Raw genomic sequence first — 18002 nt, forward strand, 5'->3', positions numbered from 1 at the left:
GGACCAACAACATGACGGGAACGTATGGACAACATTGAGGTAACTATGTCGACTGCGGCACGGCTCGCGGACGAAGCGGCGACTGTGGGGCGTGACGACGCCCTGATTGCCGCGACAGTGGCGGCGGTGAAATTGACTGGCTCCGAGATGCTACGCCATTTCGATACGCAGGCACGCTCGCCGACTAATCTTCCAGATCTGGTCGGCGCGATACACGCCAATGATCGACGTTCACTGGAAATCGTGCGCAGCCTGCTTGAGCGTGCGCGGCCGAAGGCTGGCTGGGTGGAGGACGAACTCGAAGGTGGGAGCCTGCCCGATAGCGAATGGTGGATTGTCGATCCCATGGAGGGCAATATCAATCACGTGCAGGGGCTCGCCCAGTGGGGCGTCAGCGCAACGCTGGTCCGCGATAACGTGCCCGTGATGACAGCTGTCTACGAGCCGGTAGCAGGACGCCTCTACACGGCGGTGCGTGGCCACGGCGCAGCTTATGCAAATGAGGTGCCGATGCGCGTGTCGGCCAAAACCTCGCTCGAAGCAGCAATCGTGACCACGGGCCAAGCGAAGCCCGGCGAGAGTGCGGAAACGTACCGGCGCATCGGCGAATCGATCACCGCGATGCTGCAGGCGGCGTTGGTCGTGCGGATGACCGTCCCAGCTACATTCGAGCTTGCGCAGGTAGCCGCCGGCAACATCGATGGATTCTGGCAATTCAGCAACGTCCGGTCCGGACAGGTAGCCGGCGCGTTGCTCGTGTCCGAAGCGGGCGGTGTGGTCAGTGATATAGACGGTCGACCGTGGACGCTGGCGAGCAATGACTTCCTTGCCAGCGCGCCTGGCACGCACAACGAATTCGTCGCGGCACTCAAAAACGTCGCCTGATCCGGGCTTCTATCAACGCTACAACTGGCACTATTCAAAGGACGAGTCATGAAAATCAGCATTCTGGGCGCAGGACGCGTGGGCGCAACCCTGGCGGCCGCGCTGGCGGGGAAAGGCCATGACATTACAATTGGTCATCGCGACCCGCAGACTGCCGAAGTGAAATGGCAAGGACCGCCGGTACGGCATGCATTCATCGCCAACGCCGCAGCAGCCTCGCCGCTTATCATCAATGCCACTCCGGGCGACACTGCGCTCGCTACCCTGACCACGCTGAGCAATGCGTTGACTGGAAAAATCCTCGTGGATGTCTCCAACGCGACGACTCGCCTCCCGAACGGCATGCCCGGCGGGTTGCTTTATCCCGGAAGCAGCCTTGCTGAACAACTCCAATCGGCCTTGCCTGACACACACGTCGTAAAAGCGCTCAATACGATGATATTTAGCCTTATGGCGGCGCCGCAAAGTTTGTCAACGCCCGCCCAGGCATTTTTGAGCGGTAACAACAATGAAGCCAAGATGCAGATGCGGCAGCTACTGTTGGACTTGGGCTGGCAAACTGACTGGATCGTCGATCTGGGTGGGATCGAATCAGCGCGAGCGACGGAGGCGCTGATCCTGATGGTCCCGTATCTGATCAAGGCGCAGGGGTTCAAGCCATTTGCAATGTCGGTATCTTACTAATCGTGTGTGCGCCTTGGGAGTGACTGCCTATTCTGGGCGGGTAAAGCTAACGCCTGTCGATCGGCTACGCCAATACCGTCCGGTTACGAATGACTGGCGTCAGGCCAATTGTCGTCATCTTCGGTACGGTGCCTGGTGACCGCGAGGGCCGAATTCCCGTCTTGCGGTGCGACTAAACGAACGTCCGTTGTACCTTGAAGGCTGCCCCATATGTCGCGCTGGGACCACCCGCCGAAGAGGGTCCGCCCCTCGACCTTAGAGCCTGAATCGCCGACAATCCGCAGTAGGCGAATAAACTTTGATGGATCGGATGGACTCTTGGCAAACTCAACTGGCTAGAAGGGTATTACTTTTGACCGTTCTCGCGGCGGTCGCACTCGCGCCAGTCATTCGATGGCGTATGAAGCTCCGGACTTTGGTGCTAGGTGTCGTAGGAGCGCTTCTGATTCTCCCCGTTCTGATATTTTTGCTCGTTGCACTCAGTCTAGGCAGCACCGTTTAACCCTTTCAACTCGCGCGTCGGCAGTAGCACTGCGACTGCGGGTTTTCTATCACGACGTTTTTCAAAGAACGAGGCCGCATGGAAACCGATTGGAATCTGTTACGTGAAGCAATGAAAGCCGCGATCGATAGCTGTGAGGCCTTAGAGGTCGCTGGATATGCTGAGGAGCACCGAGAACGGTCGGTCGTAATAAATGGACAACAAGTGAGCATTCAAGAGTTCTTGACCAGCGCTTGGGCACTGCCCGAGAGCGTGCGTTATGCAGTAATTCGGCAGCGACACGATGCGGGGGCTGACGCTCCGTACATTCCGGAAGCTGCAAGGATCCTTGTGGCGGTGGCCGCTGCATGCGCGGAAATTATCGGCGCAGGGAAAAATCCCCTGGGGCCGATGGATTGCGAACAATGGCCGATTGGTACCGAAATCATTTCGATCCCAACATTAGGTTGGCCATCGACGTCCAAGAGAGGTCGCCTCGCTAAAGCGATTTTTCTGCGCTGTCCATAAGCTGCGTAGCGCAAGAGCAAAGCATCGGATTACAAGGATCGGTGAGTAAAAATAATGTGATTGACCGAACTGTTCCCGTACCGCGCTTTCTTGTCCAGTGGCGTAACACGCGACGCTCCATCCTTGCAATTATCACTTTCGCAAGCGTATTAATCGGGCTGATACTGCCGACAGACGTACTAGATCTTGTACCCGCTCTCCGAGAGTTCTGCCATTCGATTAATCGTCTTTTCCCTGTCGTAGGAAACTATGCCGCAAGGTCTAATTTTCCACAAGTGACTGAGCTCTATTTCTCAACTCACCTTCTCCTCGGCCCACTGGCTAGCGTGTGGGCTCTCACCGCTCGTGATTTAGAAAAGGAGCGTCGCTTTCGTGAGGCCGGATTCGGGATTAGTCAAGCGCTGACGTTTCTTCTTGCTATCGCGCTCGCTATATGGGGATTACGTTTCGGCTATTTTTCAAATCCTGGCTACGACTTTAGAATAGCTCCAATTAACTCTTCGCGCGTGGCGTTGGCGTTTTTCGGCTTCTTTATCGCTGGAAGTGGTCCGTTCATGTTTGCTGCCGCCGTGTATCGAACCTTTGCAGTTCTTTTTATCAATAATTATAAGGAAAACGCATGAAAGTTGCCCTCGATCCGTCGCATATTTCCTTCACACTTATAGATAGATGAGGATGAGCTGTCTCGCTGAAGCAGCTTGTGCATCTCGCGTCCATAAGCGGGGGATCGCAAGGCAGCGGAATGTCCGCTTTAGAGAGTTGAAGTAGTCTGCTGTGGGTCGACTTCGGCAAGTCGTCGTGGGACCGGGCGCGGCCAGTTTGAGACGTTCGACATCGTGGCCAAAATCGCTGACAATCGACGCCGAAAATTATCTTTTAAGTCTCGCTCCACTTCATGCGCCATTTCACCTATCTGGCATCGGGAAGCGACATGGGCCGCTGGACAAAAGTCTTATTTTGCGGGGCGATAGTCGTCTTTATCGCTTCGATTGCAATTGGCGTCGGCTTGTTCAAATGGCAGGGAGTGAGCTACGAGTTCGTGCGGGATTCCGGCCCCTCTCCCAGATTAGGACCATTGATGCACCCGTGAGAGCCAAAGTAAACTGCTGGATCACGTCCAAACCTGCTCGTTGTGCGCAATGGTCGACGAAACAATGGAGACGCAGATGATATTTTTTGCATGCTCGATGATAGGCGTTGGCGCATTCGAGAGTCTATGGCGCGATAACAACGGCCATCAATTGTGGGTGGACGCAGGTGTGCTAACTGAGAAAGAAATTGCGGTGCTTCGCTCTACAGGAGCACTCGTCACGAGTTTTGCGGGCCATGCTCGCGCGGGAGACGCCGAGGAAATGGCGTGCGCCGTTGCCGTAATTCAAGAGCACCACCCCGCCGAACCGATTTGGATCGAGGCCATGTGAATTGAACGGTAGTTTTCTCGTTCGAGGTGTTCTGCGTTCGTTATTACTCAGCCCCGGCCGCCAGCTGCCATTCGACATAGACGTTCACATCGTCGACAATTAAACGCCGGGTTCGCACCGGCAGCGATCTCAGGCTCTCGCGCTTTCCAAAGTAGCCAGTTTAAGCACGAGCATTCATCCGCCATTCATAAAGGAAGTCAAGACGATGATTGGCCTAACCAAATCGAATAATTTGTCGGCGCTGATATTTTCTTCCGCTCTGGTGGTGATGTCAGGTATTACGCTAGGCGCATCTTCCGATACGATCGACGCCGCCGTACCTAAACTGGGCGGAGGCAACATCGAATTTGCAATCCCATCCGCTTTAAGGCCAACAGTTGGCCTCGGTTTTTTCACCCTGTCGACAGATCTCCCGGGTTTTCCTCACCCGGACTATTCCGGTACGCAGGCACGCAGTGTTTTTCTGATCGTGCGTACACGTCCACCGTACGGAACATTAGCGACAGATATTCTCAGTGGGCGACAAGCTAACCTGAAGGAACTGCCTGAACAAGATGGCTACCGGGTGTTCATCGAACATGTTCCGGGGGCGACCGTAACAATCAGACATTATCTTTTCTACGACGAACACCATAATCCAGTTGTCGTTAGCGATCCGGGGGAATGGAGTCGTTCCTATGGCTTGGAGCACGCCTTCGGGGAGGGGTACGAAATAAAAGCAATTATCAACAAAGAGTACGGTGTCGATTTCAAAAAAATCGATAAAGACACAATGAATTTTTTCGCTTCGATGATCCGACGGTAAGAAAATGGTCCGGCCGGTGTCGACTGGCTCGATACTCCGTTTCAAAATAAAAGCGTGCTCGGGCAAGGCTGGTGTTTGATGCGGCATGTTCGGATTGCCCGCGATAGCCGCAATGACAGTGGGTCGAAAGCAATTGTGTGTCCGTTTAGAGGAGAGGTGAAGGTCCGTTGTGGGCGGCGGATTCAACCGGTCGAGCAACGATTTGGTTAAGTCGCTCCGCTGTAATCCCGCTATCGGGGTCGACGACCCGCTCGGGGTGCGTGACCTTGAGCCGGGATGATGGGGCGGCCTTCAGCGCTGCTCCACCCTGCCGGACGACTTGGCTAGCCGGCTTGTCGACGCGCAATCCCTTGAACGACGCCTGACGGATCAAGCCGTTTCCGGTCCACTCGGCAAATTCGACCTCGGCAACTAGTTTGGGTATAACCCACCGCTCGCTGCCAGCGGCACGCCGCGGCCTTCGGCGTGACTTCGATTCGACAACGTCAAAGGGCACAACGTTCTCTTCGAGGGGCGCCAGACGACTCCACAAGTCACTGGCTGTTCGTGCGCCCCAGCCGGTGCCGACGCATCCGGCATCATGTAGCAGAGCGCCGTCGTAGTAGCCAAGTAGCAGACTGCCGACTTCGCCGTCCTTGCCTCCCTGTGCAGTAAAGCCACAGACAACAAACTCCTGCCGCAAGCGGCATTTCGCCTTCAACCAGCTTTGTGTCCTTCCGGACTCGTACGGCGCGTCCCGACGCTTGAGCATTAGTCCCTCGAGACCCAGCTCCGCTGCCGCCTCGAACATTTGCGCCGGCGGTGCCTCGAAGCTCTGGCTGAAACGTATCTGATCACCTTCGTTTTCGAGGAGTTGCGAGAGCAACGCGCGCCTGGTCCATAGTGGCGCCCCCTCAGGTCTTTGCCGTCAAGAAACGGCGCGTCAAATAGGAAAAATACGATGCTTTGTTTGTCAGCCCCGTCGATTGCATCCTGAAGAGCGCCGAAGTTGGGTAGCCCATTGCGCAGTACGACGATTTCGCCGTCCAGCCACGCGGTGGTGACAGGAAGCCGCTCGACTTCAGTTGCCAACCCGGTCAGCTTCTTCGTCCAGTCGTGACCGCCGCTCGTGAAGAGCCTTGCGCGGCCTTTTTCGACTCGAGCGAGCATTCGGTACCCATCAAGCTTCGCTCCAGTTATCCAGTCGCCGCCCGACGGCAGCCTAGCCGCGAGCGTAGCTTTTTGAGGTACAAGCTTGTCGGGAAGGGATGCCCTTATCGCAGCAGACAGGTCCAGCTTCATTCCGCTTTCCTTCGGGTGTCACTCGTTTCTAGGCTCCCGGTCTCCAATGAGGCCAAGCAGTTTGACCGTGATGCTGTCGGAGAGCGCCTTGATAACGTCGCATCGAGCAAGCGGCTGCGCCTACTCATTCCGCTTCTTGAACAGCGTCCATTGGTCTTGCTTGTCCCTTGCGACAGTCGCTGACTGTACAGCGCTCTGGACTTGCCTGTCAGCGCCTCCCGGAATTTCGGAACTGACGGTTAGGAACACGATACATACGCTGTCGCAATTGACCTACCTTTTTCGTCCATCCGAGCGAGTCCAGTGCGCAGTGAGCAACGTCACGCTGCCAAAGACAAGCACCGAACAGACGAGAACCAGTTTTCGCCCAAAACGATCGGCTGCGGGGCCGCATAGAAACGCCGCCGTCGCAAGGCCAGCGAGGCCCGCTGCGAACAAAGGTTACATTGACAGCGATGGGTACAACCGTACCCGGCCACAATTTTACGCGTGGCGATCTACTTAAGCCGCAAGAAAGGATTTCTTATTCAAGACCAAGATGAATTTCTAAACTCGCAATCGAACGCATCGCCCCCACCAAATGCTCGCTACCACGCAATCGTCATCAGTCAAGTTTTTGCTCGACAAATCGTGTCAACCTTAGCTCGATATGGCGCGGCGCATATTCAGTCGTTTAGCGTATTTCGCCACTTCCGGCGCGTTTCGGTGCTCACAGATCAGCCGCTCCAAATTTCCGCGCACCGGCTCTGGAAACGGAGTAACCCGTCGAGTCGAGAGATCCACGTGTATCGACAGCTGCTCCATCGTCGCAGCGAGATACCGATCGCGCGTTTGAAACAACTCGAATAGGACAATCAAACGTTTTTCATCGCATTCCAGCAACCTGAGTTGCAGGCGCAACGGATCACCCTTCAGCACTTCGCGGTGATAACTTGTGTGAAGTTCTACTGTATAAATTCCGGAGCCCGACGCCTCTGTATAATCCAAGCCGACTCCACACTCCTGCAATAACTCGAAGCCTAACCGGTCAAACACTGCAACATAACACGCCGCATTCATATGACCGTATGCGTCAATCCAGTCGGATTCCACGATCAATTCGAGAGAAGGCAAAGGCATCGTATTAATTCGTATTATAAAAGATGATTACAGATTATCTAAGCGTCGAAATCAGCCATCGACGAACCGTGGCAACAGCAGGGTCGTTCCACATTCGTTCCGGAGCAACGAAGTAGTACCCCCCAAGTTGGGTCGAGACGCCGGGAATTACTTCGACCAGTTCACCCCGAGCAATCGCATCGTTAGCTACGAGATCGCTGACAAGCGCGACGCCCTGCCCCAGTTTTGCGGCTTCCATCGTGAAATGGCCGTGCCACAGTCGTGGTCCGGTCAGATGAGGTATGTCCGTCACGCCAATTGCAAGCAGCCAGTTCTCCCACTGATCGCTCGAACGCTCATGAAGCAGCGGCATGTCGACAATACCCTGGGGCTCGCTCACGTTCGGAAATCGCGATACGAGGATAGGACTCGCAACGGCAAGGATTCGTGGACGCGCGAACAGCTCAGAACGCAACCCTTCCTCCTGAACCGGATCTTCCAGATAAATAATTTCGGCATCGGCTTCATCCTTTTCGAAATCTGGTCTCGACGCGGTAGGCTGAAGAATCAACTCGCGCCCGTTCAGAGCCGCCTCCAGATCCGGTAAGCGCGCGAGAAGTTTGTAAGAGGCGAGGCCCGCCATACAGCAAACGTGCAACGCATCACCGCTGCCGTGGGACAACTCCGAGCACGCGTCGGCTATTAAATCCAACGCGCGCTTGGCCTTCGCGGCAAACCGTTCCCCCTCCCGCGTCAGTTGTAACCCGCGCCCGAACCGCTTGACCAGACGCGTGCTAACCGTGTCTTCCAGATTCTGGATATGCCGCGATATGACGGTGTGCGACACCGCCAGTTCATCTCCGGCTGAACGAATACTTCCGCTTCGGCTAAATGCTTCAAATGCACGTACCGCGATCAAGGAGGGTAGACGTCTACGGTGCATGAACGACTCCAAAAGAGCGAGGAAACCCTTAGCCAAGGTCAACTATGGTTCAGATTTGGCGAGTATAGCGATTGAAAAATCCACGCAAAAATTATTTATTGTGCTTTTTTTGCACCAATTAAAATTATTGAAGCTGCTTGTCGGACCGCCCCCCCACGGACAAATATTTGCTATGGACGAGAGTTCGTCGCAATCATGGATGTGGAGTCAACATGGATATTTCGGGTCGGGCTGCGATCGCAGGTATTTTTGAATCACCGAGGCGAAGCGCTCCTCAGATGCACCCTTACGCTCTCCAGATGGAGTGTGTGTTGGGGGCACTCAGTGATGCCGGGCTAACTCTCAACGATGTTGATGGACTTTGTGTTGCATCGGGCGATTGGGCCGAAGGCGGCGGTGTTAATAGCGTGACCGAATTTGCTGAATACGCTGGAATTCGACCGACCTGGTTTGATAGCACCGATGTTGGGGGATGTTCATACATCGTTCACGCGGGGCACGCCGCTGCGGCCATTGCAACCGGATTGGCCAAAGTCGTTGTAATCAGTTATGCCGCTACCCCACGCTGGTGGCCTCTCAACACCCCCTCTTTCGATCCATTCGTTCTACCCGCTGGACCTGGACAGTTCGAATTGCCGTACGGTCCCACCCTTATTTCTACGTATGCGATGTACGCGCAACGTCACATGCATTTGTATGGAACAACGGCAGAGCAACTCGCCAGCGTCGCGGTGACGTTCCGCCGCCACGCCGCAGGAAATCCGCACGCGCGTCTGCGTGACGTCATTACAGTCGACGACGTCCTGAATTCTTCGATGATCGCATCGCCTCTGCACAAACTTGATTGCTGCGTGGTGACAGACGGGGGAGGTGCAATCGTGATGACAAGCCGGGAGTTCGCTAGAGACTGCAAGAGAAAGCCCGTCTATCTCTCCGGATTTGGATCTGCCACCGTACGCACCCAGTTGAGTCAGATAGACAAAGATATCAAGACGCCAGCGAGCCTGTCCGGACCAGCTGCATTCAAGATGGCAGGCATGAAACCTGGCGATATCGACGTCGCACAACTGTATGACGCGTTCACCATCACGCCCTTGCTGGCACTCGAAGATCTGGGCTTCTGCGCAAGAGGAGAAAGTGGCCCCTACACGGCGGATGGCAACCTTTCCCTAGGAGGCCAGTTGCCAACGAATACGGACGGTGGCGGACTCGCATCGAATCATCCGGGCAAACGCGGCATCTTCACGCTGATCGAAGCGACACGTCAGTTGCGTGGAGAGGGGCCGGGAGTACAGGTACCCGATGCAGAAGTAGCGCTCGCGCACGGGATCGGCGGCACGTTTTGTGCCGCCGCGACCGCCATCCTGACCATCTAAAGAGGCCGCTTGTCATGAAAGACAAAATCATGCCCGTGATGGACGCAAACAGCGAGCCCTACTGGAAAGCTGCACGCGACCGTCGATTGCTGATCCAGCGCTGCGCGCGAACCGGGCTGTTTCAATGGTACCCGCGTCAACATTGCATTCACGACACCACCTTTGTACCTCAATGGGTCGAGGCTTCAGGATTCGGCGTGGTGTTCTCGTATTCCGTTATCTTTCGCGGCGGATTCGAAAATGAACCCTACATCTGTGCGCTAGTGGAATTGCAGGAAGGCGTCCTGATGCTTTCCCGACTGGAAGGAATCGCACCGGAGCGCGTTCGCATAGGACTCGACGTTGCGGTCGACTTTCTTCGCATCGACGATACCGTCACCCTACCGATCTTCAAGCCGAGAGATAAACCATGAACGCAAATGTAGGACTCCGAAACATTTATCCGGGGCACATATATAAGTCCAGCCGCATAACCGTAACCGAAGCGCACATCGTGTTGTTCGCCGGCTTGAGCGGCGATTTCAACCCGCTCCACATGGATGCAACCTCAGCCTCCGACAACGGATATGGACGCCGGATCGCGCACGGCATGCTGGGTCATAGCATCAGCACCGGCCTGAGATCGGGAATGGACGACTGGAAGATTGTGGCCTTTCTGGAAACACGTCGAAAGTTCGTCGCGCCCATCATGATCGGCGACACGATTCATTTTCGGGCGACTGTTGCCGAGGCTAGACCTAGCCGGTCGGGCAAACCTTTCGGCGTAGTACGCGTGGAGATAGAGATGCTCAATCAGGCGGACCAGGTAGTACAGAGCGGTGAAGATACGTTCGCGGTTCTGGACGACGGGGAGAGTACGTAATGACGGCCAATTTCATCACCATCAGACGTCTGGATGGCAAAACCGCATTCGTGACAGGTGCCGGCGGCGGCATAGGCCACGCTGTTTGTCAGCGCCTTGCCTCTGAAGGCGCGCGAGTCATCATGGCCGACCTCAATGTCGATCGACTCAAGGAAGATGCCGCAAGGCTTGCGAAGGAGCACGGTGTGACAATTGAAGCTGTCGCCCTCAATGTCTCCGATCGCTCGTCCTGGGAAAACGTTTCGCGCTCTCTCGAATCCAGCCATCAGCAAGTCGACATTCTTGTCAACGTAGCCGGCATTGTGCGTGACCGTTCCCTGACGCGGATGTCCGATGACGAATGGTCTTCTGTCATCGACGTGAATCTTCGCGGCTCATGGCTAGGGTGTCAGTTTGCATTCGAATGGATCGGAAAGCGCGGCTGGGGTCGGATTGTCAACGTCGCTTCAACCGCAATTTATGGATCGTTCGGTCAATCAAACTATTCGTCATCGAAAGCCGGCGTCGTTGGACTGACGCGCGCTGTCGCATTAGAGGGCGCAAAGCGAGGAATTCTCGTCAATGCAGTCGCACCGGGCATTGTGGAAACATCCATCCTTGCCGATGTTCCCAATGACATTCTCGAGCGCTGGAAAGAACAAATGCCTCTTAAGCGCCCAGCCCAGCCGCACGAGATCGCGTCCACGATCGCCTTTCTCGCGTCGAACGACGCCAGCTACATCACCGGCCAGACGATTGTGGTCGATGGTGGCGCAACAACTGGCGACTACTGAACACCGATTCGCACAATTCCAAAAAACTGTCTATTTAAATCCACGCGGAGAATCACCATGGCTCAATACTCCAGAAGAGACGTCCTGAAACTAGGCGGTGCGATCGCAACTGTCGCGGGTCTCACCTCAGCAAAATTCGCATTCGCCGCAGAAACACCTGCCGCGGCCAAACTCTATATCGAAGCAAAAAAAGAGGGCGAACTCAATCTCTACTGGGGTTCGTACGAACAGAAAACGATTGAGGCGATTCGCGACGCTTTCATCGCTCGCTATCCCGGCATCCGCGTTAATTTGCTGCGCCAGGGATCGCAGACCGTCTACACGCGCCTTCGTCTCGAACTACAAAGAAATGCGCCCAACTGCGACTCACTCGGCACTACCAATCTGCTGCACTACACCGAGTTGAAAAAGATTAACGCTCTGCTTCCGTATGTACCGGAAGATGCCAGATTTCTGCCCGAGCAGTTCCGTCAACTCGACCCGGACAACATGTACCACATTGGCGCGATCAGCCTCACCGCAATTAACTACCAGTCGCAACGCGTCAAAACTGCACCGGCATCGTGGAAAGCGCTTCTCTCGCCCGAATATGCTGGAAAAATTACCGTCGGAAGTCCGGCGGCGTCCGGCGATGTGGCGCATTGGGCATTGGCCATGCGCACCAAATTTGGCGATGGATATCTGCGTGACTTCGCCAAACTCAATCCCAAAGTGGGTCAATCAAATGTCGATACTGTCACGGATATTCTCGCCGGCGAACGGATCGTTGGCGCAGGTGCCCCAGTGTCGTATACGCTGGCACAAAGGGCTGCCGGTCAACCCATCAACGTACAGTGGCCCACGGACGACACCATCCTGAATCTGGGATTGACCGCGATCCCTGCCAAAGCACCTCATCCCAACGCGGCCAAGCTCTTCAATAACTTCCTGTACTCGACTGAGGTCTCCCAGATCCTGTCTAGAAACCTCTGGCCGACTCTCCGCACTGATGTTCCCTGGTCCGACGGGCAATCGCTGGACAAACTGAAGTGGTACCGCAACAAGACAGACAATCTGGAAAAGCAGATGGCCGATACCGTCGCGCTCTGGCAATCCATTTTCTCGTAGTCGACGGACAAATCGTCCGTCACCGCCTTCGCCCCAATTTCGACTCACGACCCATACGTATGGCTACAATCAAATTAAACCGTCCGACTGACCAGACACGAGGTATACGGTTCCGAATGCCGTCCATCGGCGCCGGTCTTGCTATCGTGCTGATCGCATCGGCCGCACTCGCGATGCTCATTGTCTATCCGGTCGGTTGGGTCATCTCGAATGGCTTTCATGATGACGTGACTGGGGCGCTCTCGTTAGCCAACTTCACCCGTGTGTTCGGATCCCAATCGCTGCTGCAGCCGATCCTGAATTCCGTCCTGCTTGCTCTGTCGACCGCATTTTTCTCCACGCTGATCGGCGTGCCGATGGCATGGCTGGTTTCGCGTACGGACATGCCGGGGCGCACCCTCGTCAAGTTTCTGACAATGGGCGCTCTTATCACGCCTTCATTCATCGGCGCACTGGGTTGGATACTCCTCGCAGCCCCCAACTCCGGGTGGCTAAATCATGTCTGGCGGATGCTGGCGGGCGCTAGCAGCGAGCCTTTGCTGAATATCTACTCAATGGGGGGCGCCATCTTCGTCTGCGCGGTATACACCGTCCCCTACACGTTTACCATCGTTTCCAGCGCGCTTGAGAACATGGCGGTTGAGCTGGAGGATGCCGCGACCACATTGGGCAGCGGTATTCTGCGCACGATGCTGACAGTGACGATCCCGCTGGTGATGCCCGCCGTAATGGTCGGCTTTATTCTCTCTTTTATTCAAGGCGTCACCCTCTTTGGTGTTCCTGCCTTCCTCCTTACGCCTGCACATATTTCAGTCGTGACGACCCGACTTGCCGATATGTATGAGGCTTTCCCACCGCAACTGGACCTTGCTGCCGCCTATTGCATGCCGCTCCTGGCGCTGACCGCAAGTCTCTTCTATTTGCGTAAGCGAGTTCTGGGCCGGCGTCGGTACGATCTGGTCGGGGGTAAGAGCCGCGGCACCCGCGTCGTCAGGCTGGGCAACTGGCGTTGGTTAGCAATCCTGCTGGCGATGTTTGTACCCGTAGTGACGACTTTTCTTCCCTATGCGGCTATTCTCATCGTGTCTCTAAGCAAGGCGTGGGGACTTGGACCTTCCGCAGAGAACCTGACACTCCATTGGTATCGGTGGGCTCTCCTCGACAATCAGCAAACTCTTACTGCAATCGTCAATTCTCTAAAGGACGCCACACTTGCCGCAACTGGGTGCATCATTCTCGGTACCGTCATTTCGTACATGGTCGAACGGCGCCTGTTCAAAGGCGCAATATTGTTGGGCGCTGTTGCAACGGTTCCTATCGTCATTCCAGGCATTGTTCTCTCGGTTGGATTTTTCTCTGCCTATACGCAACCTCTGTTCGGTTTATATGGAACCTCGACTCTATTGATCCTCGCGTTCGTCGCGACTTTTCTACCAATCTCTTATTCACACGGCGGGTCGATCCTCAAAGGGATCAGCCCGGACCTGGAGCGCGCCTCGCGCATTCTGGGATCCGGCCAGGTTCAGGCTTTTACCAACATTACCGCTCCGTTGATGGGACCCGGCCTGATTTCCGGCTGGCTTCTGGTGTTTATTCCGATTATGCGCGAACTATCGGTCGCGATATTTCTGGTAACACCGCAGACCAACGTGATGACAACGCTGATCTACAACTATAAAGACGGTGGAAACTACGAGGCCGTCTGTGCGACAAGTGTGGTTCTCCTGATCGGCACGATGTTGATCGTCGCTCTTGCCAATTCCATTTCACGAGCGAAACGTCGCCTCAAAACCATCAATCGCAAATCGGATTCACAATCATGAAAAGCATTCGCATCAAAGGATTGCGCAAACAATACGAAACTTATACCGCTCTTGCAGGCATCGATCTCGACGTCGAACAAGGTGAACTACTCGCGCTATTGGGGCCCTCCGGGTGTGGAAAATCGACGACACTCCAACTCCTGGCCGGCTTCGACCAACCTACGTCGGGTGAGATCTGGATCGGTGACAAGAAGTTGTCTGCCCCTGGACAGGTGGTTCCCCCCGAGCGGCGGAATATATCTCTCGTATTTCAGAGCTATGCCGTGTGGCCGCACAAAACTGTCGCGGAGAACGTCGCGTACGGGTTGGAAGTCAGACGCACGCCCGCACGCGAGCGCGACGAACGACTGAAACAAGCTCTGGACATGGTCCGACTGACCGCGCTGCGAGACCGCTACCCATCAGAACTGTCCGGCGGTCAGCAACAGCGTGTCGCGCTCGCGCGCGCCCTCGTCATTGAGCCCAGTGTGCTTCTACTGGACGAACCACTGTCCAACCTCGACGCGCACCTGCGCGAAGAAATGCGGTTCGAGATCCGACGGGTTCACGATCTACTCGGCTTAACTACGGTGTACGTGACCCATGACCAGTCCGAGGCACTTGTGACGGCGGACAAGATAGCCGTGTTGAAGAACGGCGTCATACAGCAACTCGATACGCCGCAGAACGTCTATGAGCGCCCTTCGAACTCTTTCGTCGCCACGTTCATCGGAGCAAACAACGAGCTGCCCGGCACATTGACCGAAACAGGTTATCTGAAAGTCGGCGAGCAAATCCTGAACGCCGAAAACCGTAGCACCGTAGGTAGCGGAGGCGATGTCTGTCTCTGTATCCGTCCGTCTCGGGTGAAGCTGACTGAACCATCAAACACTAACGGACCGAACGTCTTGCGTGGCAAGGTAAAGCGCGTCGCTTATCTCGGCGAATGCAGCGACGTCGTCGTGGACGTCGTCACCGGGCACTCCGTCAGAGCGTTTGTGCCCCCGAAAGAGAGACTCGTTCCCGGCCAGGAGGTCGACGTGCATCTTCCGGTGAGCGAATGTCAGATTCTCGATGCAACCAAATCGTAAAAGGAGAAGTAGGTGAATCAAACGAAGAATGAGATCTTGCAAAAGCGCGAAAACGGCGTTCACTGGATCATGTTTAACCGGCCCGAGTCAAGAAATGCAATGACTGTTGGCATGGAGCAGACGATTATCGAAGTCTCACGTCAGATCAATGAAGATCCGGAAGTGAAGGCTGTGATCTTCACCGGGGCGCCCGCGGATCGCCCATCTTTTATGGCCGGCGCGGATTTCGATTCCCTAAAGAAGGCGACCACGCCAGAAGAATTCGTCAAGCTTGAGCGGAATGGCGAAGCTGTTCAGATCGCGGTCGAGCAAATCAAGGTGCCTACCATTGCAGCCATGGCCGGCGCCTGCGTGGGAGGCGGCGCACTACTTGCTGCCAGCTGCGACGTGCGAATCGCCAGCCCGTCCGTCAAGTTTGGCCTTCCGATTGCGCGCACGGTAGGTAATTGTCTCTCTGTACAAAACTATGCGCGGCTCACGTCCACTCTAGGTTACGCACTGACCAAAGATATGATCTTTTCCGCCCGCCTGCTGACTGCAGACGATCTGCTTGGCGTCCACGCCATTCGGGAAATTGTCAGTGACGCTGACCTCCATAGCAAGGCCGAGGAGATCGCAGAGCAACTGAAGACCCTCGCACCACTGACCCTCTATGCCACCAAAGAGGCGCTACGCAGGCTTCGGGATCAGCCTGTCGCGGCCATTCCTGACGATGACCTGATCTCGGCATGTTACGCGTCCAGCGACTTCCGCGAAGGCGTGGCCGCTTTCATGGAGAAACGTAAGCCCCGTTGGCTCGGTCGCTAATCCAATTCTCGTCTCTCCCTCGCAACGCATCAATGCAAAACGCCCCGCTTTCGCGGGGCGCATTTACTTTGGCTTCCCAACTTCAGATTACCTTCTGACCCCTCAAAGTCTCAACGGTCTCCTCCGATCGACCAAGTTCTTTCAGGATTTCGCCAGAATGCTCACCCAGTCGCGGGGGAACGCCTTCGCTACGAAGGTCGACATCGAGCATATGGAACGGGGAGCCGACATAATGGATGCCCGATTTTGGTGGTACTTCCACGAGAATGCCACGGTGCGCTACCTGAGGATCATTGACGACCTCAGGAATGGAATTGATGGGGCTGCACGGTACGTCGGCCGCTTCCAGAATACTCAGCCATTCGTCGCGAGTGCGTTCTGCAAAACGCGCTTTGAGAAGGGGTTCGAGGTCCGCGTGATTTTCAGCTCGCATCGAACCATGCTCGAATCGTGGATCGTCCATTAGCGGCTCCAGCTTCATCGCGTGACACATACGCTCCCATTGCGGTTCGGTATCGACGCAAATGGCAATTGGCAAGTCCGCCGTGTCGATCGCCTGAAACGGCGCGATCAACGGATGGCGGCTGCCCAAACGGCGAGGAATATCACCCGTATTCATATAGCGCGATACTGCGTTCTCCATCAGTGCCAATTGGCAATCCATCATCGACACGTCGATAAACGTGCCTTGACCGGACTTGTGGCGTCCCTCCAGCGCTGCAAGCACACTGACCGCACAGAACAGCCCGGACGCGATATCGCCGATGGAAACGCCCACTCGTGCGGGCGGACCGTCGCTTTCACCTGTGATACTCATCATCCCCGAAATCGCTTGGGCAACGACGTCGAAGGCCGGCTTATTTTTGTAGGGACCGGTCTGGCCATACCCGGAGATGGAGGCGTAGATCAGCCGGGGGTTGATCTTCGATGCATCCGCATACCCGAGGCCGAGTCGGTCCATCACCCCTGCCCGATTGTTTTCAACCAGAATGTCGCAATCCGCCAATAGCTCACGGAAAATCTGTTTTCCCTCGTCGCTCTTCAAATTCAGCGTCAGACTACGCTTGTTCCGGTTGACACTCATGAAGTAAAGGCTCTCTTCCTCACGGAAAGGTGCAACGGCGCGCGCAAAATCACCGCCGTCAGGCCTTTCGACCTTGATGACTTCTGCCCCCATCATACCCATCATCCAGGTGCAATACGGTCCCGCCAACATTTGAGTGACATCCAAAACCTTCAACCCACTCAGCGGACCTTTAGATGTTTTCTCTGAAGCCATAATTTTTCCTATTGAATATTGCGCGATTTTTCAAAATTACAAAGCACGAGTTGCCTCGACTGAAAAAAAAGCTTTGCAGGCGGACACCGATACAGATCGGCCTTTGACAGAGACGCTTAAATTTCTCCACCGAATTTTTTCATTCGTATGCAACGTGAACTTCTCCAAGACAGGGCCGAAGACGTTCAACATGGAACATGATCGATTTCCCATCGGACTTCCGTTTCGTGACCGGTGCTGCGCGCCACTCCCGTCTGTTACAAGTATTCCGAAGCCGAAATCGCGGAACAAGCACCTTCTAATCCGCTGATAGGTGCATAAATTGCACCGTTGCCTGAGGCCCTCTTGCCGCTGTTGCAAAGAGATCGTTCAGTGCGTTTGGCCAGCCGGATGTCGGGCAACTCACCGTACGCCAGCGCAACTCTCGTCTCCCGTGGAATGAACCTGGCAAAGAGCACGCATTGATCAGTCGGTGCACTTTTATACGTGATGTCGAGCGAATGTGTCGGAGGTGAGAGATAGAGACTGTGCTCTGCCGATACCGCTCAGTTACCTTAAATCTACAGCTTCGTTCTGTTAAAGCTGCTTGTCCACAATTTCTGGCCTGCAAATACTTCGAACCGTATCGCGAAGAATTTGTGAACTAAATGATCCATGGTCCTTTCTGTCACACCAGCGGATCCGAAACGTGGGCAGCTTGCACATTGTTCGCTATGCAAATGAAGTCCCGTCATAAATCAAAAAAAGGCGACGTGCGGAAATATTTCGCCTCTTATCTA

Annotated in this window: 18 protein-coding genes and 1 pseudogene; 14 read left to right on the top strand and 5 right to left on the bottom strand. The window is 55.2% G+C overall.

What is annotated here, in order from left to right; translation table 11 throughout:
- Window positions 1-45 precede the first annotated feature (45 nt).
- The 6 genes from BLS41_RS35770 (at window position 46) to BLS41_RS38770 (ending at window position 4804) form a co-directional block, all read left to right on the top strand.
- Window positions 46-885 carry an inositol monophosphatase family protein gene (locus tag BLS41_RS35770; RefSeq protein ID WP_074773679.1) on the top strand — a complete coding sequence of 280 codons (840 nt, stop codon included), beginning with the start codon at window positions 46-48 and terminating at the stop codon, window positions 883-885.
- 48 nt (window positions 886-933) lie between these two features.
- Window positions 934-1569: an NADPH-dependent F420 reductase gene (locus tag BLS41_RS35775; protein ID WP_074773682.1), complete on the top strand. Its 636-nt coding sequence runs from the start codon at window positions 934-936 to the stop codon at window positions 1567-1569.
- A 580-nt stretch (window positions 1570-2149) separates the two neighbouring features.
- Window positions 2150-2578: a hypothetical protein gene (locus tag BLS41_RS35785; protein ID WP_253189912.1), complete on the top strand. Its 429-nt coding sequence runs from the start codon at window positions 2150-2152 to the stop codon at window positions 2576-2578.
- A 41-nt stretch (window positions 2579-2619) separates the two neighbouring features.
- The gene (locus tag BLS41_RS38765; RefSeq protein WP_143026491.1) at window positions 2620-3201 is read left to right on the top strand and encodes a hypothetical protein; all 582 of its coding nucleotides are present in this window, start codon (window positions 2620-2622) and stop codon (window positions 3199-3201) included.
- A gap of 516 nt (window positions 3202-3717) precedes the next feature.
- Window positions 3718-3999 carry a hypothetical protein gene (locus BLS41_RS35795; protein ID WP_074773700.1) on the top strand — a complete coding sequence of 94 codons (282 nt, stop codon included), beginning with the start codon at window positions 3718-3720 and terminating at the stop codon, window positions 3997-3999.
- Window positions 4000-4204: 205 nt separating this feature from the next.
- The gene (locus tag BLS41_RS38770; RefSeq protein WP_143026492.1) at window positions 4205-4804 is read left to right on the top strand and encodes a hypothetical protein; all 600 of its coding nucleotides are present in this window, start codon (window positions 4205-4207) and stop codon (window positions 4802-4804) included.
- A 145-nt stretch (window positions 4805-4949) separates the two neighbouring features.
- Here BLS41_RS38770 and BLS41_RS35805 read toward each other — a convergent pair whose 3' ends face one another.
- From BLS41_RS35805 to BLS41_RS35820, 4 genes and pseudogenes are all read right to left on the bottom strand, one after another.
- The gene (locus tag BLS41_RS35805; RefSeq protein WP_171910394.1) at window positions 4950-5555 is read right to left on the bottom strand and encodes an ATP dependent DNA ligase; all 606 of its coding nucleotides are present in this window, start codon (window positions 5553-5555) and stop codon (window positions 4950-4952) included.
- Window positions 5553-6085, bottom strand: a pseudogene (locus BLS41_RS35810) (ATP-dependent DNA ligase); the annotation flags it as partial. The pseudogene BLS41_RS35810 and the gene BLS41_RS35805, both read right to left, overlap by 3 nt.
- 639 nt (window positions 6086-6724) lie before the next feature.
- The gene (locus BLS41_RS35815; RefSeq protein WP_074773715.1) at window positions 6725-7204 is read right to left on the bottom strand and encodes a thioesterase family protein; all 480 of its coding nucleotides are present in this window, start codon (window positions 7202-7204) and stop codon (window positions 6725-6727) included.
- Between the two features lie 34 nt (window positions 7205-7238).
- Window positions 7239-8126, bottom strand: a complete 888-nt coding sequence (locus tag BLS41_RS35820) for a LysR substrate-binding domain-containing protein (RefSeq protein ID WP_074773717.1) — start codon at window positions 8124-8126, stop codon at window positions 7239-7241.
- 212 nt (window positions 8127-8338) lie between these two features.
- On the opposite strand from BLS41_RS35820, the gene BLS41_RS35825 reads away from it, so the two are divergent.
- The 8 genes from BLS41_RS35825 to BLS41_RS35860 all read left to right on the top strand — a co-directional run bounded on the left by BLS41_RS35825 (window position 8339) and on the right by BLS41_RS35860 (window position 15944).
- A complete protein-coding gene (locus BLS41_RS35825) occupies window positions 8339-9502 on the top strand; it encodes a thiolase C-terminal domain-containing protein (protein ID WP_074773720.1) in 1164 nt (387 codons plus the stop codon).
- A 14-nt stretch (window positions 9503-9516) separates the two neighbouring features.
- Window positions 9517-9915, top strand: a complete 399-nt coding sequence (locus tag BLS41_RS35830; protein WP_074773723.1) for a Zn-ribbon domain-containing OB-fold protein — start codon at window positions 9517-9519, stop codon at window positions 9913-9915.
- Window positions 9912-10364 (top strand): MaoC/PaaZ C-terminal domain-containing protein, encoded by a 453-nt coding sequence (locus BLS41_RS35835; RefSeq protein ID WP_074773726.1) that lies wholly within the window; start codon window positions 9912-9914, stop codon window positions 10362-10364. The genes BLS41_RS35830 and BLS41_RS35835 overlap by 4 nt, the downstream gene beginning before the upstream one ends.
- Window positions 10364-11137: an SDR family oxidoreductase gene (locus BLS41_RS35840; RefSeq protein ID WP_074773729.1), complete on the top strand. Its 774-nt coding sequence runs from the start codon at window positions 10364-10366 to the stop codon at window positions 11135-11137. Before BLS41_RS35835 ends, BLS41_RS35840 begins: the two co-directional genes overlap by 1 nt.
- 57 nt (window positions 11138-11194) lie before the next feature.
- Window positions 11195-12244 (top strand): ABC transporter substrate-binding protein, encoded by a 1050-nt coding sequence (locus BLS41_RS35845; protein ID WP_074773732.1) that lies wholly within the window; start codon window positions 11195-11197, stop codon window positions 12242-12244.
- A 116-nt stretch (window positions 12245-12360) separates the two neighbouring features.
- On the top strand, window positions 12361-14067 hold the full coding sequence (locus tag BLS41_RS35850) for an ABC transporter permease (RefSeq protein WP_253189914.1): 1707 nt from the start codon (window positions 12361-12363) through the stop codon (window positions 14065-14067).
- Window positions 14064-15137, top strand: coding sequence for an ABC transporter ATP-binding protein (locus tag BLS41_RS35855; RefSeq protein WP_074773740.1), 1074 nt, complete (start codon window positions 14064-14066; stop codon window positions 15135-15137). The genes BLS41_RS35850 and BLS41_RS35855 overlap by 4 nt, the downstream gene beginning before the upstream one ends.
- Window positions 15138-15149: 12 nt before the next feature.
- On the top strand, window positions 15150-15944 hold the full coding sequence (locus tag BLS41_RS35860; protein WP_253189915.1) for an enoyl-CoA hydratase: 795 nt from the start codon (window positions 15150-15152) through the stop codon (window positions 15942-15944).
- 82 nt (window positions 15945-16026) lie between these two features.
- Here BLS41_RS35860 and BLS41_RS35865 read toward each other — a convergent pair whose 3' ends face one another.
- Window positions 16027-17223: a CaiB/BaiF CoA transferase family protein gene (locus BLS41_RS35865; protein WP_074773745.1), complete on the bottom strand. Its 1197-nt coding sequence runs from the start codon at window positions 17221-17223 to the stop codon at window positions 16027-16029.
- Between the last annotated feature and the right edge of the window lie 779 nt (window positions 17224-18002).

It is taken from the genome of Paraburkholderia fungorum (assembly GCF_900099835.1).
In the GTDB taxonomy this organism is placed as follows: Bacteria; Pseudomonadota; Gammaproteobacteria; order Burkholderiales; family Burkholderiaceae; genus Paraburkholderia; species Paraburkholderia fungorum_A.